30 protein-coding genes and 1 tRNA gene are annotated in these 24,487 nt (G+C 60.3%); 12 read left to right on the top strand and 19 right to left on the bottom strand.

The genetic code is table 11. From position 1 onward, the window contains the following. Positions 1-8: 8 nt before the first annotated feature. Positions 9-1,472, bottom strand: a complete 1,464-nt coding sequence (locus tag ACZ92H_RS12035; RefSeq protein WP_465049554.1) for a murein hydrolase activator EnvC family protein — start codon at positions 1,470-1,472, stop codon at positions 9-11. A 77-nt stretch (positions 1,473-1,549) separates the two neighbouring features. Continuing rightward, positions 1,550-2,296 carry a 2,3-diphosphoglycerate-dependent phosphoglycerate mutase gene (gene gpmA, locus ACZ92H_RS12030; RefSeq protein ID WP_034753030.1) on the bottom strand — a complete coding sequence of 249 codons (747 nt, stop codon included), beginning with the start codon at positions 2,294-2,296 and terminating at the stop codon, positions 1,550-1,552. Between the two features lie 106 nt (positions 2,297-2,402). Between gpmA and ACZ92H_RS12025 the strand changes: the two genes are divergently transcribed. From ACZ92H_RS12025 to ACZ92H_RS12005, 5 genes are all read left to right on the top strand, one after another. After that, positions 2,403-2,819 (top strand): rhodanese-like domain-containing protein, encoded by a 417-nt coding sequence (locus ACZ92H_RS12025; RefSeq protein WP_046681994.1) that lies wholly within the window; start codon positions 2,403-2,405, stop codon positions 2,817-2,819. A gap of 31 nt (positions 2,820-2,850) precedes the next feature. Beyond that, positions 2,851-3,117, top strand: a complete 267-nt coding sequence (gene grxC / locus ACZ92H_RS12020; protein WP_034783579.1) for a glutaredoxin 3 — start codon at positions 2,851-2,853, stop codon at positions 3,115-3,117. Between the two features lie 160 nt (positions 3,118-3,277). Then, entirely contained in the window at positions 3,278-3,751 is a 474-nt protein-coding gene (gene secB, locus ACZ92H_RS12015; RefSeq protein WP_034783580.1) for a protein-export chaperone SecB, read from the top strand. A gap of 181 nt (positions 3,752-3,932) precedes the next feature. Beyond that, on the top strand, positions 3,933-4,394 hold the full coding sequence (locus tag ACZ92H_RS12010; protein ID WP_465049501.1) for an SH3 domain-containing protein: 462 nt from the start codon (positions 3,933-3,935) through the stop codon (positions 4,392-4,394). A gap of 44 nt (positions 4,395-4,438) precedes the next feature. After that, a complete protein-coding gene (locus ACZ92H_RS12005; protein ID WP_465049500.1) occupies positions 4,439-5,491 on the top strand; it encodes an NAD(P)H-dependent glycerol-3-phosphate dehydrogenase in 1,053 nt (350 codons plus the stop codon). A gap of 165 nt (positions 5,492-5,656) precedes the next feature. Here ACZ92H_RS12005 and ACZ92H_RS12000 read toward each other — a convergent pair whose 3' ends face one another. From ACZ92H_RS12000 to mscL, 4 genes are read right to left on the bottom strand one after another with little or no spacing between them, the layout of a single operon-like run. Further along, positions 5,657-5,998: a cupin domain-containing protein gene (locus ACZ92H_RS12000; protein WP_465049499.1), complete on the bottom strand. Its 342-nt coding sequence runs from the start codon at positions 5,996-5,998 to the stop codon at positions 5,657-5,659. Between the two features lie 19 nt (positions 5,999-6,017). Continuing rightward, complete coding sequence (locus ACZ92H_RS11995; RefSeq protein ID WP_131374529.1) at positions 6,018-6,710, bottom strand: DUF2461 domain-containing protein; 693 nt, start codon at positions 6,708-6,710, stop codon at positions 6,018-6,020. A 21-nt stretch (positions 6,711-6,731) separates the two neighbouring features. After that, a complete protein-coding gene (locus ACZ92H_RS11990; RefSeq protein WP_465049498.1) occupies positions 6,732-7,892 on the bottom strand; it encodes a Do family serine endopeptidase in 1,161 nt (386 codons plus the stop codon). Between the two features lie 42 nt (positions 7,893-7,934). Beyond that, the gene (gene mscL / locus ACZ92H_RS11985) at positions 7,935-8,384 is read right to left on the bottom strand and encodes a large conductance mechanosensitive channel protein MscL (protein WP_131374531.1); all 450 of its coding nucleotides are present in this window, start codon (positions 8,382-8,384) and stop codon (positions 7,935-7,937) included. Between the two features lie 414 nt (positions 8,385-8,798). Here mscL and petA point away from each other — a divergent pair, with 414 nt between their 5' ends. From petA to ACZ92H_RS11955, 6 genes are all read left to right on the top strand, one after another. After that, complete coding sequence (petA, locus tag ACZ92H_RS11980) at positions 8,799-9,407, top strand: ubiquinol-cytochrome c reductase iron-sulfur subunit (RefSeq protein WP_092798641.1); 609 nt, start codon at positions 8,799-8,801, stop codon at positions 9,405-9,407. A gap of 2 nt (positions 9,408-9,409) precedes the next feature. Further along, positions 9,410-10,822, top strand: a complete 1,413-nt coding sequence (locus ACZ92H_RS11975) for a cytochrome b (RefSeq protein WP_131374533.1) — start codon at positions 9,410-9,412, stop codon at positions 10,820-10,822. A 36-nt stretch (positions 10,823-10,858) separates the two neighbouring features. Continuing rightward, positions 10,859-11,623: a cytochrome c1 gene (locus ACZ92H_RS11970; protein WP_131374535.1), complete on the top strand. Its 765-nt coding sequence runs from the start codon at positions 10,859-10,861 to the stop codon at positions 11,621-11,623. Positions 11,624-11,743: 120 nt separating this feature from the next. After that, on the top strand, positions 11,744-12,355 hold the full coding sequence (locus tag ACZ92H_RS11965) for a glutathione S-transferase N-terminal domain-containing protein (RefSeq protein WP_010394154.1): 612 nt from the start codon (positions 11,744-11,746) through the stop codon (positions 12,353-12,355). A 223-nt stretch (positions 12,356-12,578) separates the two neighbouring features. Beyond that, positions 12,579-13,097 carry a ClpXP protease specificity-enhancing factor gene (locus tag ACZ92H_RS11960; RefSeq protein ID WP_465049497.1) on the top strand — a complete coding sequence of 173 codons (519 nt, stop codon included), beginning with the start codon at positions 12,579-12,581 and terminating at the stop codon, positions 13,095-13,097. Between the two features lie 26 nt (positions 13,098-13,123). Then, positions 13,124-13,199, top strand: a tRNA-Thr gene (locus ACZ92H_RS11955). Positions 13,200-13,734: 535 nt separating this feature from the next. Here the strand turns inward: ACZ92H_RS11955 and ACZ92H_RS11950 are convergent. Then, positions 13,735-14,298 (bottom strand): recombinase family protein, encoded by a 564-nt coding sequence (locus ACZ92H_RS11950; RefSeq protein ID WP_465049496.1) that lies wholly within the window; start codon positions 14,296-14,298, stop codon positions 13,735-13,737. Between the two features lie 189 nt (positions 14,299-14,487). On the opposite strand from ACZ92H_RS11950, the gene ACZ92H_RS11945 reads away from it, so the two are divergent. After that, complete coding sequence (locus ACZ92H_RS11945; protein ID WP_465049495.1) at positions 14,488-14,808, top strand: hypothetical protein; 321 nt, start codon at positions 14,488-14,490, stop codon at positions 14,806-14,808. 157 nt (positions 14,809-14,965) lie between these two features. On the opposite strand, the gene ACZ92H_RS11940 is transcribed toward ACZ92H_RS11945, so the two are convergent. The 12 genes from ACZ92H_RS11940 to ACZ92H_RS11885 form a co-directional block, all read right to left on the bottom strand. Then, positions 14,966-16,141 (bottom strand): AAA family ATPase, encoded by a 1,176-nt coding sequence (locus tag ACZ92H_RS11940; RefSeq protein WP_465049494.1) that lies wholly within the window; start codon positions 16,139-16,141, stop codon positions 14,966-14,968. Further along, positions 16,138-16,446, bottom strand: coding sequence for a hypothetical protein (locus ACZ92H_RS11935; protein ID WP_131372125.1), 309 nt, complete (start codon positions 16,444-16,446; stop codon positions 16,138-16,140). The genes ACZ92H_RS11940 and ACZ92H_RS11935 overlap by 4 nt, the downstream gene beginning before the upstream one ends. A gap of 5 nt (positions 16,447-16,451) precedes the next feature. Continuing rightward, on the bottom strand, positions 16,452-16,907 hold the full coding sequence (locus tag ACZ92H_RS11930) for a hypothetical protein (RefSeq protein ID WP_465049493.1): 456 nt from the start codon (positions 16,905-16,907) through the stop codon (positions 16,452-16,454). Beyond that, on the bottom strand, positions 16,904-17,134 hold the full coding sequence (locus tag ACZ92H_RS11925) for a hypothetical protein (protein ID WP_465049491.1): 231 nt from the start codon (positions 17,132-17,134) through the stop codon (positions 16,904-16,906). The genes ACZ92H_RS11930 and ACZ92H_RS11925 overlap by 4 nt, the downstream gene beginning before the upstream one ends. Continuing rightward, positions 17,131-17,415, bottom strand: coding sequence for a hypothetical protein (locus ACZ92H_RS11920; RefSeq protein WP_465049490.1), 285 nt, complete (start codon positions 17,413-17,415; stop codon positions 17,131-17,133). The genes ACZ92H_RS11925 and ACZ92H_RS11920 overlap by 4 nt, the downstream gene beginning before the upstream one ends. Then, a complete protein-coding gene (locus tag ACZ92H_RS11915) occupies positions 17,412-17,681 on the bottom strand; it encodes a hypothetical protein (RefSeq protein WP_465049489.1) in 270 nt (89 codons plus the stop codon). The genes ACZ92H_RS11920 and ACZ92H_RS11915 overlap by 4 nt, the downstream gene beginning before the upstream one ends. Positions 17,682-18,519: 838 nt before the next feature. Continuing rightward, positions 18,520-19,278 carry a hypothetical protein gene (locus tag ACZ92H_RS11910; RefSeq protein ID WP_465049488.1) on the bottom strand — a complete coding sequence of 253 codons (759 nt, stop codon included), beginning with the start codon at positions 19,276-19,278 and terminating at the stop codon, positions 18,520-18,522. 497 nt (positions 19,279-19,775) lie between these two features. After that, on the bottom strand, positions 19,776-20,129 hold the full coding sequence (locus ACZ92H_RS11905) for a Rap1a/Tai family immunity protein (RefSeq protein WP_465049487.1): 354 nt from the start codon (positions 20,127-20,129) through the stop codon (positions 19,776-19,778). A gap of 1,202 nt (positions 20,130-21,331) precedes the next feature. Further along, positions 21,332-21,718 (bottom strand): DUF2280 domain-containing protein, encoded by a 387-nt coding sequence (locus tag ACZ92H_RS11900; RefSeq protein ID WP_465049486.1) that lies wholly within the window; start codon positions 21,716-21,718, stop codon positions 21,332-21,334. 206 nt (positions 21,719-21,924) lie between these two features. Beyond that, positions 21,925-22,551, bottom strand: coding sequence for a DUF6651 domain-containing protein (locus ACZ92H_RS11895; RefSeq protein ID WP_465049485.1), 627 nt, complete (start codon positions 22,549-22,551; stop codon positions 21,925-21,927). Between the two features lie 84 nt (positions 22,552-22,635). Continuing rightward, entirely contained in the window at positions 22,636-22,944 is a 309-nt protein-coding gene (locus ACZ92H_RS11890; protein ID WP_465049484.1) for a hypothetical protein, read from the bottom strand. Beyond that, entirely contained in the window at positions 22,941-24,458 is a 1,518-nt protein-coding gene (locus tag ACZ92H_RS11885) for a plasmid recombination protein (RefSeq protein WP_465049482.1), read from the bottom strand. The genes ACZ92H_RS11890 and ACZ92H_RS11885 overlap by 4 nt, the downstream gene beginning before the upstream one ends. Positions 24,459-24,487 lie beyond the last annotated feature (29 nt).

Here is a 24,487-nt window from a genome sequence, read left to right as displayed (position 1 = left end):
GTGGGAACTTAAAACTTGACCCAGCTGGCTGGATCGAAGGCGCGGCCCTGATGACGCAGTTCAAAGTATAGCCCTGATTCCTCGTTGCCGCCGCTGTTGCCGGCGCTGGCAATGGCGTCCCCGCCCTTGACGGCGTCGCCCACACGTTTCAGCAGGGACTGGTTATTGCCATAAATACTCATGTACTGGCCGCCGTGGTCGACGATGATCAGGTTGCCGAAGCCGCGCAGCCAGTCCGAAAACACGACCCTGCCGGCGGCGATGGCATGGATCTCGCTGCCTTCGCCCGTGCGGATGAACACGCCCTTCCAGCTGGGACCGTCACCGCGCTTGCTGCCGAAGCGGGCGGCGATCTTGCCCGCCACGGGCGCGCGCAGCTGGCCTTTCAGGCTGGCAAAGGCGCCGGCCGGCGCGGCCGGGCCCAGGCTTGGACGCTCGGGCTCGGGCGGCGCCGCCGGTTCCGGTTTCGGCGCCACCTTGGCCACTTGCGGCGGTTCGTCGTCATCGATCGGATCGAGTTTCACGGGAGGCGGCGGCGGCGTCTGCGGCTTGATCTTGCCCGATTTGTTCTGTTGCTCTTTAGCAATGCGCTCACGCTCGGCCTGCGCCTGGGCCGCCTTGGCGCGCGCGGCCAGCAGGCGTTCGCGTTTTTCCGCCGCGATCTTGGCGTCGGCGGCCGCTTTCGCGGCGGCGCGCTGCTCGGCCAGCAATTGCTGGCGTTTCTTTTCCGCGGCGGCGGCGGCGGCCTGCTCTTCGATGAGCTTTGCCAGCTTGTCGACCAGGTTGCCCATGCGCTGTTCATCGCGTTCGACATTGCCCGCTTCCTTGCGCTGTGCCACCAGGCGCTGCGACAAGCTCGTCAGCAAGGCGGCGCGGCGCGCCTTTTCCTGCACCAGCAGGGCTTTCTGGTCGCGCTCTTCCTGCGCGATCTCTTCCAGCTCATCCTTGGCGTTCTGCACTTCCGCCTGGTTTTTTTCCACCGCCAGCAAGTTGGCCCGCAAGGCGTCGAGCAGGCGCGCCTGCGCCTGCGACACATACGCCATGAATTGCAGGTCGCGGTTGATGCGGTTCGGGTTATCGCCGGACAAGAGCAGCTTGATGCGGTCTTCATTGCCGGCGACATATTGTTCGCGCAGCAATTTGGACAGCTGCGTCTTCTGTTTCTCGACGGTGGCCGTCAGCTGCTGGTGCTCCTGCCCCAGCGCGCCCAGTTTGACGCCCGTCTGCGTCTGTTCCTGCGCCAGGTCGCGCAAGGCGCGGTTGGCATTGGAAATGGCCTCTTCCGACTCGGCCAGGGTATCGGCCGCATCGTCCTTGGCGCTTTCCGTGCGGCTGATGTCGCGCTTGAGCGCCGTCAGCTTTTGTTGCAATCCAGCACGTTGTGCTTCCGCAGCCGCCTTCTGCTTGCTGCGTTCGGTGGGTTTGGCGGCCTGCGCAGCGCCGCTGGACAACAGCAGGGCCGCGCACAGCAGGGCAGCGGCGCGCCACGCCGGCAGGGGTCGTTCAGCAGAGGGGGCGATGGCTGTGCCGCGGAAGAGAGACGACAAAGTTACTTGGCCTTCCCTTGGTTCGCCACGGCAGCCTGGGCCGCCGCGATCGCTGCCGGGTCGCCCAGGTAGTAGTGGCGGATCGGTTTCAGGTCGGCGTCCAGTTCATACACGAGCGGCTGGCCATTCGGGATATTCAGGCCGACGATGTCGCTGTCGCTGATGCCATCGAGCATCTTGATCAGGGCGCGCAGGCTGTTGCCGTGGGCCGAGATGATGATCTTCTTGCCGGCGCGGATGGCCGGGGCGATTTCCTCGTCCCAGGCCGGCATCACGCGCGCCACGGTGTCCTTCAGGCATTCCGTCAGCGGAATCGACGCTTTCGGCAGGCCGGCGTAGCGCGGATCGTTGAACGAGGCGCGGTCGTCGTCTTCGGCCAGCGGCGGCGGCGGCGTGTCGTAGCTGCGGCGCCAGACCAGCACTTGCTCGTCGCCATACTTGGCCGCCGTCTCGCCCTTGTCCAGGCCTTGCAGGGCGCCGTAGTGGCGCTCGTTCAAGCGCCAGTCATTCTTGATCGGCAGATACATCATGTCCATCTCGTCGAGCGCCAGCCACAGGGTGCGGATGGCGCGCTTCAGGACGGAAGTGTAGGCCACGTCGAACGTAAAACCTTCCTGCTTGAGGATCTGGCCGGCGGCCTTGGCTTCGTTGACGCCCTTTTCCGTCAGATCGACGTCGGTCCAGCCGGTGAAGCGGTTATCGAGGTTCCAGGTGGACTCGCCGTGACGCATGAAAACGATTTTGTACATAGTTCTATCTTCTCAAGGGGTTCAAATCAAAAAAGCAAAACGTAAAAAGACCTCGTCCAGCTTCTATTTTATAATGCGCGGATTGACTTAAACCATTGGACCCTACGTGAAATTCATTATCGACCACATTTTTCTGTTTGCCATCGTCATTATTTCCGGCGGCGCCCTCCTCTGGCCACTGCTGTCGATGCGCGGCAAGCGCGCGACCGTGCTGGAAGTCACGCAACTGATCAACCGTGGCAAGACCATCATCGTCGACGTGCGCAGCGCGGAAGAATTCGCCACGGGCCATCTGCCTGACGCGAAAAACATTCCGCTGCCGGAACTGGCAAAACGCCTGGGCGAGCTGGAAAAATTCAAAACGCGCCCCATTGTAGTGGTTTGCCAGAAAGGTTCGCGCTCGGCTACGGCCGTCGGCCTGCTGGGCAAAGCCGGTTTCGCTGAGGCAACGAGCCTGGAAGGCGGCCTCGACGAGTGGAAGAAACAAGGTTTGCCATTGAAAACCTTGTCGCTGGCCAAGTAAGCCTGCGCCAGCACTAACCTAAGGAATCATCATGACTGTCCCAGTAATTGTGTATAGCACCGCCGTGTGCCCGTATTGCGTGCGCGCCGAGCGCCTGTTGGAAGCCAAGGGCGTGACCGTGCAAAAGATCCGCGTCGACCTCGACCCGGAAGAGCGCATCAAGATGATGGAACGCACGGGCCGCCGCACGGTGCCGCAGATCTATGTGGGCGATACCCACGTGGGCGGTTTCGACGATTTGTATGCGCTTGATCAAGCCGGCAAGCTGGACCCCTTGTTAAACGGCACAGCAGCCTGATATAAAGCGGGTTCGAGAAATTGCTTGGTTTTTTGTCGTATTGTTTTGATACAATTGCCCTCGCACCTGCTCTGGCCGTGCCTATCCGGCACGGTTTGAATACCGCAAGCACCATATTTGAACGGTGTGCCGTTCTTGTCCTTTACAACGAAAGCGTTCCATGTCTGACGAAAATCTGCAACCAGTCTTCCAAATCCAACGCGTCTACCTGAAAGACATGTCGCTGGAACAACCAAATTCCCCAGCTATTTTCCTGGAACAAGAAGCGCCAGCGATCGAAGTTGCCCTGGACGTGGGCGCCGCGCCTCTGGCCGACGGCATCTTTGAAGCCACCGTGACCATCACCGTGACGGCCAAGGTCGGCGAAAAAGTCGCTTTCCTGGTTGAAGGCAAACAAGCTGGTATCTTCGAAGCACGCAACATTCCTGCTGATCAACTCGATCCACTGCTGGGAATCGGCTGCCCGAACATCATCTACCCTTACCTGCGCGCCAACATCGCCGACGTGATCACCCGTGCCGGCTTCCCGCCAGTGCACCTGGCCGAGATCAACTTCGAAGTGTTCTACCAACAACGTCTGCAAGCTATTGCTGACGCCGCTGCCGCAGCTCCAGCAGCCAGCGAAACGCACTAAGAACAGCTCACCTGACCTGCTGCGCGGCGCGCCTGGCAAGTCGTGATGCGCGCTGTGCCCTGGCACAGCCGCGCTTCTCGGCCACCATGCACTGCCGCTCGCGGCGGTTGTGTGACTGTTCTATACTGCGGGTAAGAAACGGCGGCCTGGCCGCCGTGTTTCGTTAAGGTCCAAAAATATCATGTTGAAAAGTGCGCTCTTGAGCAAGTTCCGCTGGATGGCCGGTGCCGTGCTGCTGCTGGCGACCGCCGCCAGTCACGCCGTCGATTTCAAAACGGTGGGCGTGGCCCCCGTGATCCTGTACGACGCGCCGTCCGCCAAGGGTGGCAAGCTGTACGTGGCGCCACGCGGCATGCCGCTGGAAGTGGTGCTCAGCTATGGCGACTGGGTCAAGGTGCGCGACGCCAGCGGCGAAATGGCCTGGACCGAAGCCAAGGGCCTGTCCGCCAAGCGCAACGTCGTGGCGCGCGCCGCCAACCTCAAGGTTCGCGCCAGCCCCGACGACACCGCCTCCGCCATCCTCCTCGTCGACAAGGGCGTGCTGCTGGAAATGAGCGAACAGCCGGGTTCCGGCTGGGTCAAGGTGCGCCACAAGGATGGCCTGAGCGGCTACGTCAAGACCAGCGAAGTGTGGGGCCTGTAAGCACGCGCCCGCCGCACCCGTTTCCCCTGCCCGTTTGAGGTTGCATGCAAGTTTCTCCTGAAGTCACCCCCGATGCCGTCCCTGCCGCCAAGGCGGCTCCCCGCCCGATCACCGTGCTGGGCGCCGGCGCCTGGGGCACGGCCGTGGCCATGGCCCTGGCCGGCCGCCACGACGTGCTGCTGTGGGGCCGCAACGGCGACGCCATGGCCGCCATGGCCGCCAGCGGCGAAAACAGCTATTTGCCGGGTTTCGCGTTACCGCCGCAATTGCGCATCGGCGCCGATTTCGACGCCGCCGTGGCGCATGCCGGCGGCGCGCATGGCCTGTTGATCGCCGCCTGTCCCGTGGCGGGCTTGCGGCCCATGCTGCATCAGTTGCAAGACAAGGCCATCGCCAACCTGGTGTGGCTCTGTAAAGGTTTTGAAGGCGGCACGGGCATGCTGCCGCACCAGATCGTGCAGGAAGTGCTGGGCGACAAGATCGCCGGCGGCGCCCTGTCCGGCCCCTCGTTCGCGCAGGAAGTGGCGCGCGGCCTGCCGTGCGCGCTGACCATCGCCTCGCACAGCCCGGCCTTGCGCGCCAGCGTCGTCTCGGCCTTGCATGGCGGCACCATCCGCGTGTATGCCAGCGACGACCTGGTGGGCGTGGAAGTGGGCGGCGCCGTCAAGAACGTCCTGGCGATTGCCACCGGCGTGGCCGACGGCCTGGGCCTGGGCCTGAATGCGCGCGCCGCCCTGATCACGCGGGGCCTGGCGGAAATCACGCGCCTGGGCACGGCCCTGGGCGGCCAGACGGAAACGTTCATGGGCCTGACGGGCATGGGCGATTTGATTCTGACGTGCACGGGCGACCTGTCGCGCAACCGCCGCGTCGGCCTGGGCCTGGCGCAAGGCAAGGCGCTGGACACCATCGTGGCCGAACTGGGCCATGTGGCCGAAGGCGTGCCCTGCGCCAAGGCCGTGCGCGAACTGGCGCGCCGCATGGGCGTCGAGATGCCGATCACGAATGCCGTGGCCGGCGTGCTGTTCGATGGAGATTTGCCGCACGTGATGGTGCAGCAGCTGCTGTCGCGCGATCCGCGCGCCGAGGCGGCCTGAGTAAATATACGGGTATGCACCAGGCCTGACAAAACCGGCGCGGGCGGATATGGGGCGCGGCGCCCCCGTCGGGCTGAGAAGCGCAGCGCGACGAATGCACGGCGACGCCGGGCCGGTGAGCATCGGCGGCCGCGACCCGCGTTGCGCCGCAGGTTGGCTGAGGCCTTAGCGCCCCGCCTTGTGCATGAGTATAGTCAGCAGCAACAGACTGTCGTCGCGCGCTTCCAGCGCATGCGCCTGGCCGCCGTGCAAATACAGCATCTGCCCCGGCCCCAGCACGTGCACGCCGCCATGCGCATCCACCGCCACCTGGCCCTGCAGGCACAATAAAGTGATCTCGCCGAGCACATGATGCTCGGGCATGGTCTTGCCCTTGGGCATGCACATGCGGATCAATTCCAGTTCATCCGTCTTGGCCAGGGCGATGGCGGAAAATTGCGACAGGTCTTCCCCTGCCGCCCCCTGCACGTCGATCACCTGGCCCGATGCCGCATGTGCCAATGCCATATCCGCTCTCCCCTTAAGATCAGGCGGCTTCTTCCGCCGCTTCCTGCGCGCCGCGCATCCACTCGACCAGCGGCCACGCATCCTTCAAGCCTTCCGTCAATGCCGGCAGCAATTGTTCCGGCGCATTCACGGGCAGCGGCACCTCGGTCCAGACGAAAAAGCTTTTCAGCTTGATGAATTCGATATGTTCGGCATCCGCATCGAAGCCCTTGGGCGGACGCTGCAGCTTGCCCTCGTTCTGGATGGTGCCGTAGCGGGCCTTCAGGCGCTTATTTTTCAGCACTTTGGAAAACCCTGGCGCATCGTTGACCATGTGCTCGCGCAGCGCCTTCAGGCGGCCTGGCGGCGGCATGTATTCGCCGGCGCCGAACAGCAAATGACCCTGGCCATCGATCTGCAGATAATACGTGGGGCCGCCCGCCTTGCTGGGACGGCGCATGTCATTCGGCGCGATGGCGGCGGAAAAGCGCGTCTTGTACGGGCTCTTGTCGTGCGCAAAGCGCACGTCGCGGTTGATGCGGAACAAGGCCTTCTTCGGATTGCAGTATTTGACGGCGGGGTCGAATTTGCCCAGCTCGCCTATCAGCGATGTCACCAGCGCGAGAAATTCCTCGCGCAGGATGTCGTAGCGGGGCTTGTTCATCACAAACCAGGGACGGTTATTGTTTTCGCTCAGTTCACGTAAAAATTGGGTCAAGTCACGCACATGCATGGGTCAGCTTCCGATCAGCAACTATTTGGAAAGCTCTTTCGGGATGGGGCGCTTGCCCACCACCACGTCGAGCGCCGCTTCGCGATTCTTGCGCAGCACCGTCATTTTAGCTTTTCCGCCGGGCGGCAGTTGGGCGATCAGGTTGAGCATTTCCGTCGTGTCGCCGACGGGCTTGCCTTCGACGGCCAGCAGGATGTCGCCGGGCACGATGCCCGCCTTGTCTGCCGGGCCGTTGCGCACCACGCCGGCGATGATGGCGCCGCTGCTGCGCTGCAGGCCGAAGCTTTGCGCCAGCTCGGGCGTAATGTCCTGCGTTTCCACGCCGATCCAGCCGCGCACCACGTGGCCATCCTTGATGATGGCTTCCATCACCGTCTTGGCCGTCGAGACGGGAATGGCGAAGCCGATGCCGACGGAGCCGCCGCTTTGCGAATAGATGGCCGTGTTGATGCCGATCAGGTTGCCGCGCGTATCGACCAGGGCGCCGCCCGAGTTGCCGAAGTTAATCGCCGCATCCGTCTGGATGAAATTCTCGAAACTGTTGATGTGCAGATTGTTGCGCCCCAGCGCGGAGATGATGCCCATGGTCACCGTCTGGCCCACGCCGAACGGGTTACCGATGGCCAGCACCACGTCGCCCACGCGCGCCAGTTCCGACTGGCCCAGGACGATGACGGGCAGCTTGTCGAGGTCGATCTTGATGACGGCCAGGTCCGTCTCCGGGTCCAGGCCGACGATCTTCGCGGGCGCCTTGCGGCCGTCCGTCAGCACCACTTCGATTTCGTCGGCGCCTTCGACCACGTGGTTGTTGGTCAGCACATAGCCTTCATGGCTGACGATGACGCCGGAACCGAGGCTGTTGCGCAGGTCGTCGTCGTCATCGAGGCCGGGATCGCGGTCGCCGAAGAAGCGCTTGAAGAAGGGGTCGCGCGCCAGCGGATGGGCGCCGCGCTTGGGCACCTGCATGGTGAGGATGTTGACCACGGCGGGCATGGCGCGCGCCGCGGCGTCGCGGTAGGAACCGGGCGCCAGGCTGCTGGACGCCGTTTCCACCACGGGCACCGGTTTCGCCGGCGAACCCAGTTGCTGTACCCGGCTGGCCGGGCGCAGCGCGCCATACACAAAGTACAGCGCCAACGCGATGGTCACGGTTTGCGCAAACAACAACCAAAATCGTCGCATAAGGCTCTCTGTCCAGGTCAGCCGGCCCGGTGCCGGTCCGGCTTATTTTGCCAGATCGTTGCTTTTCTGTCCGTTCTTCTGCAGAGAGTCGCGGATTTCACGCAGCAGCACGATGTCTTCCGGTGTCGCCGGCGGGGCCGCCGGTGCGGCAGGCTGGGCGCGGCGGGCCTTGTTCATCAGGCGCACCATCTGGAAGATGATGAAGGCGAGAATGATGAAATTCAGCAAGATGGTGAGGAAATTACCGTAGGCCAGCACGGCGCCCGCTTTTTTCGCCTCCACCAGCGTCATGGTCGTGGCCTGGCCATTCAGGGGCAGGTAGTAATTGGCGAAATCGAGGCCGCCGAAAATGCGCCCGATGGGCGGCATGATCACATCTTGCACCAAGGAATCGACAATCTTGCCGAAGGCGCCACCGATAATGACACCGACCGCCAGATCGACGACGTTGCCCTTCATTGCAAATTCTTTAAATTCTTGCATCATTGCCATGAATTATTCTCCTTCGGATGTATATAAAAACATGCCGATCATACTATTGATTCCCATCGTCACCAACTTGCGGTTGCGTGCGCGAGCCATTCTGGTACAGCCGCGCGCATCTAGTTCGAAAGAACTAGCCACCTCCTGCAAAAGTATATAAATTATGGTACAAGCAACGTTTTTGTTTTATTCGTTGTTTGCTTCACTTATAATTTGCGGTTGCCAGAAGCGGCTTTTTCGCTTCCGGATAATCAACAAGAAACTGGCACGGGCTGCGCCATTGGCCGAAGTTCCGCAGGGATGTTGTCACTTTACCGCACAAAGATGCGGGTTGCGGCAAACAGTGGGATAGAGCTTCGGCGACGGGTTTTTCGCGGCTGCCACTCATAATAAAGATTCGCATTTTGACTGATTGGGGTTTGCATGAGTAACGAAAAGCAGGTCGATTCAGGCCGTCGCGGCTTGCTCGTCGCCACGTGCGCGGCGGGCAGTGTAGTTGGATTGGCAACCGCGGGAGCCTTGGTAAGCACCTTCCAGCCGTCGGAGCGCGCGAAAGCGGCTGGCGCGCCGGTCGAAGTAGACATCACCACCTTGCAACCCGGCGAAATGCGCACCGTCGAATGGCGCGGCAAGCCGGTCTGGATCATCAAGCGCACGCCCGACATGGTCGCGTCGCTGAAGAAAACCGACGACAAAGTCGCCGACGCCGATTCGAAACGCAACCCCGCCGAATTCACTCCCGAATACTGCATGAATGAATGGCGCTCCATCAAGCCTGAAATTCTCGTCGCCGTCGGCATCTGCACCCACCTGGGCTGCTCCCCTTCCTCGAAATTTACCCCTGGCCCGCAACCGTCCCTGCCCGATGACTGGGAAGGCGGCTTCCTGTGCCCTTGCCACGGCTCCACCTTCGACATGGCTGGCCGCGTGTTCAAGAACAAGCCTGCGCCGGACAACCTGCAAGTGCCGCGCCATATGTATCTGAGCGACACCAAACTGCTGATAGGTAAAGACGAGAAAGGCGAGGCTTGATCATGGCTGCTTTCAAAGAAACGAAATTTCCTGCCGATGCACCTGTCGCCGAAAAAGCCCTGGGCTGGGTGGATGACCGCTTTCCCCTGACCAAGCTGTGGAATGACCAGTGGGGCAAGTACTACGCCCCGAAAAACTTCAACTTCTGGTACATCTTCGGCTCGCTGGCCATGCTGGTGCTGGTGCTGCAGATCGTCACCGGCATCTTCCTGACCATGCACTACAAACCGGATGCGGCCCTGGCCTTCAATTCCGTCGAGTACATCATGCGCGAAGTACCGTGGGGCTGGCTGGTGCGCTACATGCACTCGACGGGCGCCTCGGCCTTCTTCATCATCGTCTACCTGCACATGACGCGCGGCCTGCTGTACGGCTCGTACCGCAAGCCACGCGAGCTGATCTGGCTGTTCGGTTTCGCCATCTTCCTGTGCCTGATGGCCGAAGCGTTCTTCGGCTACCTGCTGCCATGGGGCCAGATGTCGTACTGGGGCGCCCAAGTGATCGTCAACCTGTTTGGCGCCATCCCTTTCATCGGCCCCGACCTCTCGCTGTGGATCCGCGGCGACTATGTCGTCTCCGACGCAACCCTGAACCGCTTCTTCGCCTTCCACGTGATCGCCATCCCGCTGGTGTTGCTGGGCCTGGTAGCCGCCCACTTGATCGCCCTGCATGAAGTGGGTTCGAGCAATCCGGACGGCATCGAAGTGAAGGAAAACCTGGGCGCCGACGGCCACCCCGTCGATTCCATCCCGTCGCACCCGTATTACACGGTGCACGACCTGTTCGGCGTGTCGATCTTCCTCGTCATTTTCAGCGCCGTCGTCTTCTTTGCGCCGGAAATGGGCGGTTACTTCCTGGAATACAACAACTTCCTCCCGGGCGACTCGCTGAAGACCCCGCTGCACATCGCGCCGACCTGGTACTTCACGCCGTTCTACTCGGTGCTGCGCGCCACCACGGCCGACTTCATGTACGTGCTAATGGCTGCCGTGGCCGCCTACGTGGTGTTCATCTGGCTCAAGTCGCGCCTGTCGACGACGGTCAAGTCCATCATCGCCGTCATCGCCCTGCTCGCCATCGTCGGCATGCTGCCGCAGGTGCTGGACGCGAAATTCTGGGGCGTCGTGTTCTTTGGCGGTTCCGTGGTGATCCTGGCCTTCCTGCCATGGTTAGACCATTCGCCCGTGAAATCGATCCGCTACCGTCCGACCTGGCATAAATACATCTATGCCATCTTCGGCCTGTCGTTCCTGGTGCTGGGCTACCTCGGCACCCAGGCGCCGACGGATGCGAAGACCATCGTGTCGCAAGTGTGCACCCTGATTTACTTCAGCTTTTTCCTGCTGATGCCATGGTGGAGTGCAATGGGCAAGTTCAAGACCGTGCCGTCGCGTGTGACGTTTCACCCGCACTAAGCCGATCCCACGCCACGCTCAAAGGACATACATCATATGAAGATTGCAAAAAAACTGCTCGCCATCCTGGCCCTCGTGCCCGCCATGGCTCTCGCCAGCGAAGGCGGCTTTCCGCTGGACAAGGCGCCTGACCGCCAGACCAACATGGCAGCGCTGCAGCACGGCGCCAAATTGTTCGTCAACTATTGCCTGAATTGCCACTCTGCCGTGTCGATGCGCTACAACCGCCTGCGCGACCTGGGTTTGACGGAAGACCAGATCAAGCAGAATTTGTTGTTCACCAGTGATAAAGTGGGCGACCTGATGACAACAGCGCTGGCACCGCAGGACGCCAAGGCCTTCTTTGGCGTCGTGCCGCCGGATTTGTCGGTAATTTCGCGCGCGAAATCATCTTCCGCTGGCACAGGCGGCGACTACCTGTATACTTACCTGCGTACGTTCTATAAAGACGACACGCGTCCGACCGGCTGGAACAACATGGTCGTGCCGAATGTTGCCATGCCGCATGTGTTATGGGAATTGCAAGGCATCCAGACCGCCAAGTTCGTGGAAGAGACTGACCCGCACGACGCGGGCAAGAAAATCCACAAATTTGTCGGCTTCGAGCAAGTCAAGCCAGGCACGTTGAACAAGATCGAGTATGACACTGCGGTAGCCGACCTGGTCGGCTACATGGAGTGGATGGCCGAACCGGCACAGCAGACACGCAAGCGCCTGGGCGTTTGGGTACTGCTGTTCCTGTCGGTATTTGCTCTGCTGGCATGGCGCCTGAATGCGTCGTTCTGGAAAGAAGTCAAATAAGTGAGGCGCCGGCCGAAGGCCGGCTGGTGCCTGTTTCTGCGTTGTCCGCAAGAGTGGACAAGCGACCTGGGGTGAGCCGTTCGCGGCTTCACCCCCTTTGTTTCTAAGGAACTATAAAAAATGATGGTTCTCTATTCGGGTACAACCTGCCCATTTTCGCAACGCTGCCGCCTGGTCCTGTTTGAAAAAGGCATGGACTTCGAAGTGCGCGACGTCGACCTGTTCAACAAACCGGAAGACATTTCGACCATGAACCCGTACGGCCAGGTGCCGATCCTGGTCGAGCGCGAACTGATCCTGTATGAATCGAACATCATCAACGAGTACATCGATGAGCGCTTCCCGCATCCGCAGCTGATGCCGGCCGATCCGCTGATGCGTGCCCGCGCGCGCCTGATGCTGTTCAACTTCGAGAAAGAACTGTTCGTGCACGTGCACGTGCTGGAAAGCGAACGCGCCAAGAGCAACGACAAGGCCCACGACAAGGCACGCGCGGAAATCCGCGACCGCCTGACGACCCTGGCACCGCTGTTCCTGAAAAACAAGTACATGCTGGGCGACGAATTCTCGATGCTCGACGTGGCTGTCGCGCCGCTGCTGTGGCGCCTGGACCACTACGGCATCGAACTGTCGAAGACGGCTGCACCGCTGATGAAATACGCCGAACGCATCTTCTCGCGTCCGGCCTACATCGAAGCGCTGACGCCATCCGAGAAAGTCATGCGCCGCTAGAAGATATCCCCGGAAAGCTGCTGCGCAGCCCGCTCTCGACCTGGCGTGACTCGCCGTACGCAAGTACGTGCGTTACTCAAGCCGATAGCGGGCTTGCTCGCTACGCTTTCCGGGGCATCTTGGGCCATGTGTTAAAGTTGTTTTTTGCGCTGCCCCCGTCTTTTGAACTACCGGTGCGCCCGCCTCATGCTGACGGGGGCGCTCCCGCCTCACCGTGCCTACCATGTCTGAAATCTCAACCAAACCTTATATGCTGCGCGCCATCTACGAGTGGTGCACCGACAGCGGCTACACGCCTTACCTCGCGGTCAAAGTCGATTCGCGCACCACGGTACCGATGGAATACGTGAAAAAGGGCGAAATCGTGCTCAACATCAGCTTCGGCGCCACCAGCGGCCTGAAGATGGACAACGACGCCATCCGCTTCCACGCCCGCTTTGGCGGCGTCTCGCGCGAAATCTACGTGCCGGTCGACAATGTGATGGCCATCTACGCCAACGAAAACGGCCAGGGCATGGCTTTCGAGCCCGTGCTGGGCAACGATGACCCGGACGCGCAACCGACGGACAGCCCCGCCTCCGCCGACGTGCCAGCGCCCGCGCCCGCGCCCGCCCCGGCCGCCAGCGCCCCGACCCTGTCGTCCGTACCCACCGGTTCCCCCGAACAACGCGACGCCGCCACGCCAGGCGACGACGAACCGCCAAAAAAAGGCGGCCGCCCGACCCTGACGCGCATTAAATAGCGTATAATTCGCAACGCGCAGTTTTTGCCGACTTAGCTCATTTGGTAGAGCAGTTGATTTGTAATCATCAGGTGGCCAGTTCGAAACCGGCAGTCGGCACCAGAATTTAGTAGGAAAATCAAAGGGTTACATGCTTCGGCTTGTAACCCTTTTTTGTTTTTTAGCTTGCCTACATGAGCCATGTAGGCACTGTGTAGGTTTTTCAACCTCAAATAAATATTTCATTAGAGGGGTTGAATTTCAAATAACATGCCGTTAACTTTGTCTTGGCACTTTTGCCATTTCTAGGGACAAATAAAATGACAGACTTTTGCATTTCCGCAGTCAGTTATGATGCTACGAAACAGCATATTGATTGGGTGAGGGTACATCAAGACTTGGGCACCAAAATAGGGCCAGCGCGAACTGTGGCCCGTGCGTTCGTCGCCGACCTCATTCGCTTGAATAAGGCGACCTTCCAGACCATCATAATGGATAGCAAAGGTACGTGGCAGAATGGTGCTCATGTGCACGTGACAGACGGCGAATATCTGACTACAGACCGCAATAGCACGAAGCGGGACAACCTGGGCAACTTACCTACGTTTTAAAAATGAAAGCCCGGCTAGTTAGCTGGGCTTTTTTCCGTGACAAGCATCTATGGCTTCACCACTCCCAAGATGTTGGCCCGCGATACCTCATATATCCGGGCCAACGCGCTGATGCTCTCGCCAGCGGCGTATTTTGCGATGATGTCGGCGCGCTGGTCGGCCGTGGTCTTCGACGGACGGCCCAGCGTCTTGCCTTCGCTCTTGGCGCGGGCCAGGCCGGCTTGTGTACGCTCCACCAGCAAATCGCGCTCCATCTCGGCCACGGCCGCCAGCATGGTCATCATCATCTTGCCAGCCGGCGAGGTCAGGTCCAGCTTGCCCAGCTGCAGGACGATGACGGCAATCTTGCGGGCCGCCAGCAACTTGACCGTGGTGCCGACGTCCTGCGCATCGCGGCCCAGGCGGTCGAGCTTCGCCACCACCAGCGTTTCGCCGTTGCGAATCTGTGCCAACAGCGCAGCGAACTCCGGACGTTCGCTGGCGCTGGTCTTGCCGCTAATAGTGTCCGCATACCAGTAATCGACCTGGTGGCCGGCCGCTTCGATTTCCATCTTCTGATTGTCTGCGGTTTGCTCTTTGGTGCTGACGCGGCCGTATGCGAAGGTTGCCATGGTATTGCTCCGGTTAAGACTGTTAGAAAACACTGTTAGAATATATCTACCTGTTAGAAATAGCAAGCCCTATATTTCCAACATAGATTTATGTTGATGTTTGTAGATGTTAGAAATCGTTCGTTTTCTAACAGTATGTTTTTCCCCACTCTGCGATAGAATTTCACATATAACAACTAAAGGTAATGTATGAAACTTTCTCGCAATTCTTTCAGTTCTGGCCTCGCCGTGCTCTGTCTTCTGACCTTGGCCGGCTGCGCAACAGTGAAGGAGAGTTATGGACCAGATGGAAGAAAAGCGTATGCGTTGAACTGCAGCGGCACTGCACGGGGATGGGATAAATGCCTGGCCGCAGCAGGTGATATTTGTGGCAGCGCTGGTTACGATGTACTCGATAAGTCAAGTGAAGCCATGTCGATTGCGAGCGCTGCAGCAAGCAACGGCTCGTTTGGCGCATCAGCTGTAAAAACTTCAGAACGCACTATGCTGGTTGCATGTAAGGCGAGATAAGACATTTTCAAATGGCCGTCAGCGACTCCGACCTGCCGCCAATGTCTACTGGTCGCCAGGTCAACTGCAGCGGCATCAAGCCGGTCCGAAGGGAGCGCGAAGGGAGCGAAGGGAGCACTGTTTTTTCTGCGCTCCCTTCGCTCCCTTCGCGCTCCCTTCACGCTGTAGTTTCCGGAAGGCACCATACCCAGGCGCCGCCCATACTGAGTTTCTTGGCCTCAACGCCGAGTGATTTCTTGAGTCGCTTGGCCGCGTCCCATGAGTGTCCAGCGTCGCGCACCTCAGCCTGCAGTGCTTTCGCAGTCATCTTGCCGCCAGCCTCGCGCAGCGTATCAACCAGCATGCGCTCCAAGTCTTGCCGGGCACCATCGTCCTCGCTGCTTTCGTCGTGCTCAACGTCCCCTAAGATTTCCCGAGCCGTGCCCTCGATGGCGCCGGCCCATACCGCATGGGTCGCCTCAATGCCGCCGGCGATGGTAGCCAGCTCCAGCGAGTAGGCGACACCGCCATCATCCGGCGCAATGTTCGATTTCGCCCTGGCCATAACGCGCCGATTGCTGCCCTCTTCCTTCGCAGTCACCAGCACCATACGCGCCAGGGCGCCGAATGCCTGCGAGCCGATAACCCGGTCCTGTGGCGCCTTGCCGGCGCCGCCCTTGGCAAAGTGGGTGATGCCGATGACCGCGCAGCCGTGAGCGTCCGCGAAGTCCACCACCGCCTGCAGGCTGCGGCGCACGTCGTTGGCCCGGTGCATGTCGCCGGCAACAGCCGACACAATCGGGTCTATCAGCAGCAGACTCACGCCGCCAATGGCATCGACCGCGCGGCGCAGGTCTGGTATATCCTGCGACGGGTCGAAAGGCACGCTTTCGCCATCCTGGGCGATACCCTCAATGAAGTGGCAGCGCGCCAGGTCGGCGCCGGAAGCAATCAGGCGCGGCACCAGTGTATCGTCGGCCACGTCCTCGCTTGACCATATCAGGACATTGCCGCCACCCTTGCATTCGCTACCATCTGGCCACCGGCCGCCCGTCGTGATGACGCCGGCCAGCGCCAGCGCAAGGGTAGTCTTGCCGGTACCGGCGGCGCCGGCCAAAATGGTCAGCTTCCCAGCCGGCACCCAGCCAGGCCACAGCCAAGTGATGGGCAGCGGCTTGATGTCGGCACCACAGCGGATTTTCACCACACGCTCACCGTGCTGCATGCTCCGGTCAAACTGGCGTGCTGTTTCTCCCTGGCGCTCCAGCTCGATGCGGGCGGCGCGCGCAGCATCATCCTCCCTGCCCAGCGTGAAGCCGGCCATCTGGCCATCTGTGTGTTTGTCCATGATCATGATTCCGCCAGTTTGAGAAAGGCCGTGCGTTTGTGGTCACCATCGACCAACAGCAGCCGGCGTGGCCTGGCCTGATACAGCCGGTCGGACAGCGTGCGCAGCGCGCCGTACCTTGTCAACTTTCCGGGGAATATCAGCACTACGTCCAGGCCGGCCACCGCGCGGCACTCCAGCGCGGTGGGCAGGTTGGCCGGGTCGATTTCGATGGCGTTGCGTTTGGGCGGCAACATGCCGACACCCAGCCACAGGACGCCGTCCACCGGCGCCAGTCCATACTCGGCACGTATGCGTGCCAGTTCCGCCAAGGTACTCATACGCGACCGCCGGGCATGTCGAAGTGGTAAGGCAGCACCAGCAGAATGCGAGTGCGGCCAGGTTCGGCGAAGTGGTCAATGTAGCGCAGCGCCTGCTCAAGCTTCATGCTGACCAGGCCAGCAGGTGAGCTCGCTTGAATCGTCACCTTGCTGGCATCCTCAAGGCCAAGGGTTCCACCGCCATATACCAGCGCCGGCGGCGGCCCGACTTCGGGCGGCTCGGGGAGCTGGTACCGGCTGACTGCTTGCTGCTCGCTCTGGTGGCGAATGCGCACCGAGCGAATTGATAGCTCACGGTAGGCGGGGCAATCCTGTTTGGCTTGCTCTTTGCAGACGAATGCATGCGCTGCATCACATGTGAGGTCCAGCGCCAGCACTTCGCCGGTTTCGCTCAGGACATCGTACAGGGGCTCGTCGGTCCCACTATCGCGCGGCGCGCGCGGGGCGTTCATTTCGGCCCCCGTTGGTTATCGGTGCTGACCAACTGGATGGCGGCCGGCGCAGTGCTAGGCTTTTCCAGCGGGAACATCTTTGCCACGGTATTGGCGAAGTCAACGATGTCAGCGCGCCAGTGCGGTGCCGTGGCGCGGTAGCGCTGCAGCAACGTGCTTTCGTCGGCGGTCAGTGAGAGCGGCACCAGCGCAAGGGCGGCGGCCTCTTCTTTCGATGGCGTTTTCATGCGTCACCGCCTTCCGCTACCAGGGCGGCTATCTGCTCGGCCGCCTCACGCATCAACACGCCGTTGCGCAGAGCGCAGGTGGTGAAACACTCCACCGCGTCGACTGAGCCACGCGTGGCCTCGTCCTTGGGTTTGATGTCGTCCAGCTTGTCGAAGACTTCCAGCAGCAGAATTTCCAGCCGGGCCGCGTGCGCGCTGATGTCGGAGGCATGCTGGCGGATAGCGGCGCTGTATAGCACTCGGCTGCTCGCGCTGGTCCGCGTACTGAGGGCGGAGCTCATGCTGCACCGCCAATCTTTGCTGCAGCAGCGCGCCATATGTTTTTGCCTTCCTCGATGCCGGCAAAGAAAGCATCAGCGGCGGCCGTGCCCACCTGGTATGGCATGTCGAAGTCCTTGCGCTCGATGCGGTGCTCAAGCGCCATGCGGGCACCGGCCTTGTATTCATTGCTGCGCGGCGTGCGGCCGTTGGAGAACGCGGTTTGATAAAGCTGGTCGACGGACAGGGCTGCTGCTGGGATGTGTTGGGGTGTGGTGGTGCCTGGCATGGTACTGCCTCCAAAGTCGGTTACAAAACCGAACACCACGCTGCTAAACGGGGTGAGCGGCGAATGGCGGGTTAGCAGACCGGTGACAAAGGAAACCGGCAGGCCGAAGCCTCCCACCACCGCCGCTCATTGAAAGGGTACAGTGGTACGGACGAAAAAAAGCCGCCGGATGGCGGATGTCCGCCTTGTCAGTTCGGGCTGCTAAACCCGTTCCCCCTCTTTATCGGGGACGTTTTTAGGATAGGCCAGCTGGAAGGAACCGTCAAGGCGTTTTCGTCCGGCGTAGTTTACCAGCGACAAGCCCAAGTTGCATTAAAATAAATTCTTTACCTGCATCAGCAACTTTAGGAGGGCATCATGCAAAGCATGGGCACGGGAATTTGGAACGTAGCCGGCGTATTTGCGCTGGCCGTACTATTGGTGGGGTGTAGGGGCGACGACAACGACAAGCCGGTGTATGGCGAGGGTACAGGGCTGCCGGTGAACTGCCGAGCGTATGTCCAGGTTGCTGTCGATGGCTATAGAGCGAAACGGTTTACAGCAGAGGAGACGATAGTCGGACTAGAGCGAAACTGTGGCGCCGAAGGGCGCATCTGGCTGAATAACCGCGGCTGATTGTGCACGCAGGTGAGCGGAAAATGGCAAGCTTGACAGACCAATATACAGGGCAACGGGCAGCCCGAAGCCTCCCTGCCACCGCCGCTCATTGAAAGCACGACAGGGGACAGACGAAAAAATACCGCCATTGGCGGTTGTCCGCCTTTGTCAAGTCAGGCGACTAAGCCTGGCACCGTCTTTATTCGGTGCTTTTTTAGGATAGGCCAGCGCGCTGGCCGCGTTAAGGCATGGACAGCAGCTTTATTTCAGGCAACTTCGCATCTAGCTGTGCATTCAAATTGGTGAATCGCGTAACGAGTTGATTGTTAACAAAGCTCACTAGGAACTCTATTTTCGGGCCAAGGTCTTGAGCTTTCAGCCCCGCCCCACAGAAATCCGCTGGAAGGTGGATGCGATTTCTGCTTTGCCGATATTCTTCAATCACGTTTCGCTCAGAAACCGATATGCCAGTCGCGTTGCAATATGTGACTAAGAGCAGTCCGTTAAAATTGATTGAAGCGTGGTCTAGGCCCGGCAAATAGTTTTGTGTGCCATCGAACCGCGCGGGGCGCAGCGCCGCAAATTCAGCAACCGAGATAGGCCTCATCCTCTGTTCCTCACCGAGCGGCTCATTCTTACGAATCTTGTGCGCAAGGTATCCATTCTCGATTAACGCTGCATTGATGAAGAGCTCAAAGCCGGCTGCGATTTTAAAATTTTCAAGATGAATTAGCTTTGCTCTCTGAAGAACAGCAGGTATGTTGGGTAATCGCCGCCCCATAGCCTGAGGCCAATACTCCTGAAGCGCACCATACTCACGCACCAATTGATGGCGCCTACGAAGGGTCAAGGAATCAACAAAAGCTAAATAAGACTCTCGATAAATCTCAGCCGCTCCGTATCGACGCATGCTTTCATGCTGATAACGCATGTGTGAATAGGACCAGGCATCCGCACCTGGCAATCCTTGTGATTGGGCATCGACCGTTAAAATATCCATGATTGCTCTTAGCTGTGACTGGGCCAGTGGCATTTCCGCATCGACGTCTTGCCGGTGACGTTGAGCGATGTGCGGCCCAGTAGCGCCACGGCGCCGGTCTGGTTGGCATGGGACAGCAACACGGTAAGGACGGCGCCGCGCGCAGTCAGCGGACCGGGGAATTTGGGAGGTTTTGACATCCTAGCATTCTATCGGACTGATGATTTCAGCGGATACTCAACGCCTGTTGAACGACCGTTTAACGCTCGTTGCCTATCAGTCATGACCAGGTCGCATGCCCGTCGCATCCGGATAGAAACCGGCTGGGTTTCCACAAACCCCTTTGCTCACCGTGCGCAACTCGCCCGGCATGCCAGGCCCACCGAAGGGCCTTGCAAGGCACTTCGTAGGATATAGGAGGAGTTAGCAAAGCCGTCCCAAAGGACTTTTTGAACGCACACGCAACGCTTGCAACTGACCGCGATAGTCGAGAATCCTCGTAAGCTTGAGATGCGTCTTTATTTTGGGGTAACGGGGCATGGCCATGCGTCTTTCATTGCGAATGCGACGATTAGAGCAGCACTCAAGTGACGAATACGCGGCCTGTTCTCGAGATACTTAACAGTCACGTCCGCTATTTGCCCGTAAGTCGCTTTAACTGGTGCACATCCCCATAACTGCGATAGCCCTGTCGAGCCACTTTCCGCTATCTGCGTCTGTAGGCCGCCCGGGTTGACATCAAAAAAATGTTTGGTAATCGATGCTGCATCAGTTATACCAGCAACATACTGAAGGGCAGAGATATCATTACGCCGGAGTTGCTCCAGCAGTTCATTACCGGTCAGGCTCTCAGCTCTTGTTGATAATGCCATTAACTGTAGGCATAGCAATACGAGAAATCTAAGCTTTGTTCTCATGGTCGTGAAGAATAGTTAAAAAAGCAGCATAGCACTTGTAGATATAAGAGCAACAAATCTTGAACACTATTAGATGTGTGCCTTTATAACAAAAACATTCAAATGCTACACCACACTCCTTTGAAAATCGGATGATTTACTCATATGTGCATGCCAATTTAGTGTGCAGGTGTGCGCCTATCGTCCGGGAAAGCAGGTCCACCGAAGGGGCTTGCAAGGGGCTTTGACGGGTATCGAAAGGGTTTGCGAAACGTTACCCAAAGGGTTCCTTTAACGCATCTGCAACGCGTTACAGGCGTTACAGGTGCCGTTGCAGGTCGCATACCGGGATTTTCCGCATTGAACGTGGCCCAAATCACGTGGCCTAAATCTTTGGGCCAGTGCTGGCGCTGGCAGGCAATCCCCTGAAAGCTCAGGACGTCGACGCGCGACGATATGGGATTGTAAATGCGGGAAATTCCCGTATTTGAGGCCGCACGGGCAAAGTGTGGTTTATCGCACTTCGGCATCAGGTGGCTTTGACGCGTGCAGCACGGGTGCGTGACGCGTGAGCCAGGACGCTGGCAAGGTAGACGCCGGAAAATTTTCCGGCGTCTATCGCTCGGCACGGCAACAGCAGCACTCTACTTGCCTGCCGGCGGCGCGTTCGACCTGTTGCCGCCCGATACCTGCCCGGTCGTGCTTGGCCAGCCGCCGGCGTTACCTGGGCCCGGCCCTCTGCCTCCACCGCTGCCGCCTTTACCACCGCCAGAACTGGAGCCGCCCTTGCCGGCGCCGCCGCTACCGCCACTCTTTGCCATGATGACCTCCGTCGCCGGATAATTCCAGCGCCAGCCAAGGCTACACCGGTCGCGTACTTATTGGCGCACAACTGCGCACCAATAAATTTATTTTCTTAAGGAATTTCCTTAATAAACAAGGCACTAGTTGCGAACCATCCAAATGGATGCAAAAAGTTGGGATCAGATATAAATGGGGTAAATATAAGCAGTCCACCATCCAGACGGAAACAAGGACTTAGAAATGCAAAAACTCACTCACATCATCATTGTCATCATCACTTCCTGCGCTTTGGCCAGTTGCCCCACAAAGCTTAGCTACTCAGACAAGCCACTCAAGACCCCAAGCACGGATAACACGCTAGCTTGCCCCAAAGGTTAGCTACATTCTGCGCGAGGCGCGGCCGACGGGGCCGCCATTTCCCTGGCCGCCTGCTCGATGATGCGCGCGGCCAGCAGCAGGTTACCCATGCTTTCGGCCTGTGCAGCTACACGCTCCAATACGCGCAGGCGGTATGCCTGGCAGGCGATAGGGATATCGTCCAGCTGGGCCAGCAGCCGCGCTCTGGTGTCGTAGAACATGGCCCGCCACTTGGGGCTCAGCTTAGCGCCGGCCCGCCGCTCAGGGTGGTACGCCTCGATGCGCTGGCGCGACAAGGCCAGGCCGAATTTCTCCTTGACGGTGGTGGCCACCTGGGCGGGCGTGTCGAAGCATGCCAGCTCTATGACAATGTGCATGATTACGGCGGTTGGGAGGGCTGTCATCTTTCTAAATCCGTCAAGGCAGGTCAAGCAAGGCGTCGCCTGTGTGCTAGGTGCCAGTGCAAGCCACGCACGTCCGTTCGTGGTCGTTATTCATATCGTCAGCATCGGCGGCAAGGGCCGGAATCGGGCCGTGGTGGCACGAACGGCCCTCGCCTGATGTTCCGACATAGCCAAGCAGCGCCAGCCGCTCAGCAGGCCGGATTTCGTCAGCCTTCGATGGTTCCGCCCGATTTGCAGTATGCCGCCCGGTCGGTGTGCGGCATCTGGTCGAACTGGGCGCGCGTCACTACTTTGGCGCCTTGGCTGGACGCGGCCGGCGCTGGCTTGCTGGCGCCGTCTGCGACGGTACCGCCGGCTTTGATGTGGTTCATGCGCTCTTGCGGGTTCATGGCGTCGAACTGCTGGCGGCTGACCGTGCCGCTGGTACCGGGCTGGCCAGCTTGAACCGCACCGCCAGCACCTGGCGCGGCCGGTGCGCCGCCTTCGCGCTGAATCATGGCCTTGTTTGGGTAGCCATCCACCAGCTTGCCGAACGCCTCATCGAAGTTTGCCACCTCACCGTGGCGCGTAGGTGAGTACAGCGCCATGCCGTGCTGGTCGACCGCCACCAGCTTGCCACCCTCGATGCGGAATGCATCCGAGAACGCGGCGGCCGCCAGGTCGTGCGGGATTTTCAGGCCGGCCATTGTCGGTGAGGTCTCGAAGTGCTTGCCCAGCGCCAGCTTCCATGCAGCAGGGGCGTCGAATGCTTCTTCGCGGCCGTTGGCGTGCACGTACACGGGTTTGCCATCTCTGACGACGGCCGAGCCGTCCTTGTTCAATTTCAGTTTCATGATGTTGCCTTTCGTTGAGGGGTGATTTGCCTTTTTGCTGCTACTGCGCGCCCGGCCGGCACCTGGTCGGCGGGCGAGATTCGTTTATCCGAATGCCAAGCCGATGCGTTCGCATAGCCGACGCATTGCAACGGCACCTGCTGCATCGCATGCGCGGCGTGCCATGTGTGCAGTTCGCGCGGTGATTTCGCACCTGGCCAGCAGCGTTGCCAAGATGTCGACCTGCGGGAAACGCTGGGCGCCGGCCGCTGCCAATACGCCATCAATCAGATTGCGGGCGAACTGCTGCGCCTCCGGTGTCAGGTCATCCGGGCAGCCGTACAGCGCCTCAGCGGCGGCCAGCAGCATGCCGTCAGGCGTATTGGCGTCGGGTTCAATGGTCTTTATGCTCATGCTTCGACTTTCTGCCCGGTGGCCGGGCGATATGGTGTGATGGATTCCAGGGCTGTACGCAGGGTGCGCGCGCTGGGCGGGCCGGTAGCCGGCATGAACTCGCCGCGCTCGCTGTCCCAATGCTCGACGGGCTGGTCGGCCTCACGCTGGCGGGTGTAGTTGCCGGGCACGTCGTGGGCGGCCGGGCTGGTGCTGGCGCGTCGAACAGGTGCCGCGCGGGGCGGGCCTTTGGGCACCAGGTCACACTCGGGCACCGAGAACACCACTTCGGCGGGCTCAATGCTCGGCGCCGATGGGATGCCGGAAAAATTTCCCGCTTCTGCTTCGGCCTGGTGCTGCGCCAAACTGGCGGTCTGGAAATAATCGGGTGTCGACGCGGCGTCGATATCGGCCAGCGCGTTGGACGCGGCCAGGGCGCCCAGCGGCTTTTGTTCGCCAGTGGGCGGGTGGCGCTGGTCGGCGCAGGAGATGCGCTCAGATTTCAGCGCATCTCTGCTTGAAGCGGGCGGCCTGCTGGCGCTCGATGCCGCTGGCGCGCTGCCCGGCATGTGCGGGACTGGCCTGGCGCTGGTCGGCTCGATTGCCTGCTGGGTGCCGGTGCTACCGCTTGCAACTTGGTGCTGGAAATCGGTGGATTTGAGAGCCGCGACTTCGGCAACCCCTACACAGGATAGGGGTTGGTCGCTTTTCGGCATGCCGTCCGACGCGAACCCTATAGGCTTTGAACGTGCAACCCCTATAGGCTTCCGCTCAGGCTTACATGGCCGCGTCATGATGCCGACGAAGGTGTCGGCGCGCTTTGTCTTCGGCTGCACCGCTGGCATGGCGATGCCCAGCGCCAGCAAGAGCGGTTCCGGGTTGGCCTTGTGCGGTTCCAGTAACACGCGCAGCAACCCGCCCTGCAGTCCGCTATTCGCTTCAAGCACAGAAAGTGCTGCGTCTATTGCCTGCTGTCGGCGCGCGGCGCTGGGGCGTGCTGGCGCTGCCTGGCGCACTAGTCCGTAGCGCTGCCCTACCTTCGCCTGAAAGTCGCCCTGCATCGCCATGATTTTCATGCGGTTGCCCATCAGCTCGCTGCCGCGCATCCGGCCGTCGACCAGCGGCAGCAGGACTACATGGCAGTGCGGTGCCGCTTCGTCGTTATGGACGATGGCACTGAGGATGGGCACGGAAAACCACTGCTCGGTCCATGCCAGGGCATCATCAAAGAATCCGCGCTGGTCGACGGCGGTGCCGGCTGGCAGGCTGAAAATGATTTCGAGACCGCGCAATGCATCTTTGCGCAGCGTGGCGATACCAGCGGCGGCCATGAGCGCGCGCGCCTCGCTGGCCACGCCGGCGGCGGTTGCCGTGCCGCGCAGGATGCAATTCAGCGGCGTGCGGCTCGGGTCGATGGCAGCGCCCTGGTTGCCGTCCAGTTCTGTCAATATCTCGCGCAGGTTGTGCTTAGCCGCTGTCACGATGATGGCCTTGCCCTTCAAACCTTTCATCCGCAAGAAATGCGCGTGTGTCATGCGCATCCCCGCGCTGCAACGCAGACCAG

The sequence above is a fragment of the Janthinobacterium foliorum genome, assembly GCF_978021625.1.
Note: the sequence above shows the minus strand (reverse complement) of the source record. Positions and strands in the feature narration are given on the sequence as shown.

Excerpts from the sequence above, each read along its gene's own strand:
- ACZ92H_RS11895 (WP_465049485.1), bottom strand. The coding sequence starts at position 22,551 with ATGAAACTGAAATTGAACAAGGACGGCTCGGCCGTCGTCAGAGATGGC.
- grxC (WP_034783579.1), top strand. The coding sequence starts at position 2,851 with ATGACTGTCCCAGTAATTGTGTATAGCACCGCCGTGTGCCCGTATTGC.
- ACZ92H_RS12010 (WP_465049501.1), top strand. The coding sequence starts at position 3,933 with ATGTTGAAAAGTGCGCTCTTGAGCAAGTTCCGCTGGATGGCCGGTGCC.
- secB (WP_034783580.1), top strand. The coding sequence starts at position 3,278 with ATGTCTGACGAAAATCTGCAACCAGTCTTCCAAATCCAACGCGTCTAC.
- ACZ92H_RS11950 (WP_465049496.1), bottom strand. The coding sequence starts at position 14,298 with ATGGCAACCTTCGCATACGGCCGCGTCAGCACCAAAGAGCAAACCGCA.
- ACZ92H_RS11970 (WP_131374535.1), top strand. The coding sequence starts at position 10,859 with ATGAAGATTGCAAAAAAACTGCTCGCCATCCTGGCCCTCGTGCCCGCC.
- petA (WP_092798641.1), top strand. The coding sequence starts at position 8,799 with ATGAGTAACGAAAAGCAGGTCGATTCAGGCCGTCGCGGCTTGCTCGTC.
- ACZ92H_RS11910 (WP_465049488.1), bottom strand. The coding sequence starts at position 19,278 with ATGGATATTTTAACGGTCGATGCCCAATCACAAGGATTGCCAGGTGCG.
- ACZ92H_RS11960 (WP_465049497.1), top strand. The coding sequence starts at position 12,579 with ATGTCTGAAATCTCAACCAAACCTTATATGCTGCGCGCCATCTACGAG.
- ACZ92H_RS12000 (WP_465049499.1), bottom strand. The coding sequence starts at position 5,998 with ATGGCATTGGCACATGCGGCATCGGGCCAGGTGATCGACGTGCAGGGG.
- ACZ92H_RS11975 (WP_131374533.1), top strand. The coding sequence starts at position 9,410 with ATGGCTGCTTTCAAAGAAACGAAATTTCCTGCCGATGCACCTGTCGCC.
- ACZ92H_RS11915 (WP_465049489.1), bottom strand. The coding sequence starts at position 17,681 with ATGCCAGGCACCACCACACCCCAACACATCCCAGCAGCAGCCCTGTCC.
- ACZ92H_RS11885 (WP_465049482.1), bottom strand. The coding sequence starts at position 24,458 with ATGACACACGCGCATTTCTTGCGGATGAAAGGTTTGAAGGGCAAGGCC.
- ACZ92H_RS11965 (WP_010394154.1), top strand. The coding sequence starts at position 11,744 with ATGATGGTTCTCTATTCGGGTACAACCTGCCCATTTTCGCAACGCTGC.
- ACZ92H_RS11940 (WP_465049494.1), bottom strand. The coding sequence starts at position 16,141 with ATGATCATGGACAAACACACAGATGGCCAGATGGCCGGCTTCACGCTG.
- gpmA (WP_034753030.1), bottom strand. The coding sequence starts at position 2,296 with ATGTACAAAATCGTTTTCATGCGTCACGGCGAGTCCACCTGGAACCTC.
- mscL (WP_131374531.1), bottom strand. The coding sequence starts at position 8,384 with ATGGCAATGATGCAAGAATTTAAAGAATTTGCAATGAAGGGCAACGTC.
- ACZ92H_RS11945 (WP_465049495.1), top strand. The coding sequence starts at position 14,488 with ATGAAACTTTCTCGCAATTCTTTCAGTTCTGGCCTCGCCGTGCTCTGT.
- ACZ92H_RS11995 (WP_131374529.1), bottom strand. The coding sequence starts at position 6,710 with ATGCATGTGCGTGACTTGACCCAATTTTTACGTGAACTGAGCGAAAAC.
- ACZ92H_RS11900 (WP_465049486.1), bottom strand. The coding sequence starts at position 21,718 with ATGACAGCCCTCCCAACCGCCGTAATCATGCACATTGTCATAGAGCTG.
- ACZ92H_RS11920 (WP_465049490.1), bottom strand. The coding sequence starts at position 17,415 with ATGAGCTCCGCCCTCAGTACGCGGACCAGCGCGAGCAGCCGAGTGCTA.
- ACZ92H_RS11905 (WP_465049487.1), bottom strand. The coding sequence starts at position 20,129 with ATGGCATTATCAACAAGAGCTGAGAGCCTGACCGGTAATGAACTGCTG.
- ACZ92H_RS11930 (WP_465049493.1), bottom strand. The coding sequence starts at position 16,907 with ATGAACGCCCCGCGCGCGCCGCGCGATAGTGGGACCGACGAGCCCCTG.
- ACZ92H_RS11990 (WP_465049498.1), bottom strand. The coding sequence starts at position 7,892 with ATGCGACGATTTTGGTTGTTGTTTGCGCAAACCGTGACCATCGCGTTG.
- ACZ92H_RS11890 (WP_465049484.1), bottom strand. The coding sequence starts at position 22,944 with ATGAGCATAAAGACCATTGAACCCGACGCCAATACGCCTGACGGCATG.
- ACZ92H_RS11925 (WP_465049491.1), bottom strand. The coding sequence starts at position 17,134 with ATGAAAACGCCATCGAAAGAAGAGGCCGCCGCCCTTGCGCTGGTGCCG.
- ACZ92H_RS12005 (WP_465049500.1), top strand. The coding sequence starts at position 4,439 with ATGCAAGTTTCTCCTGAAGTCACCCCCGATGCCGTCCCTGCCGCCAAG.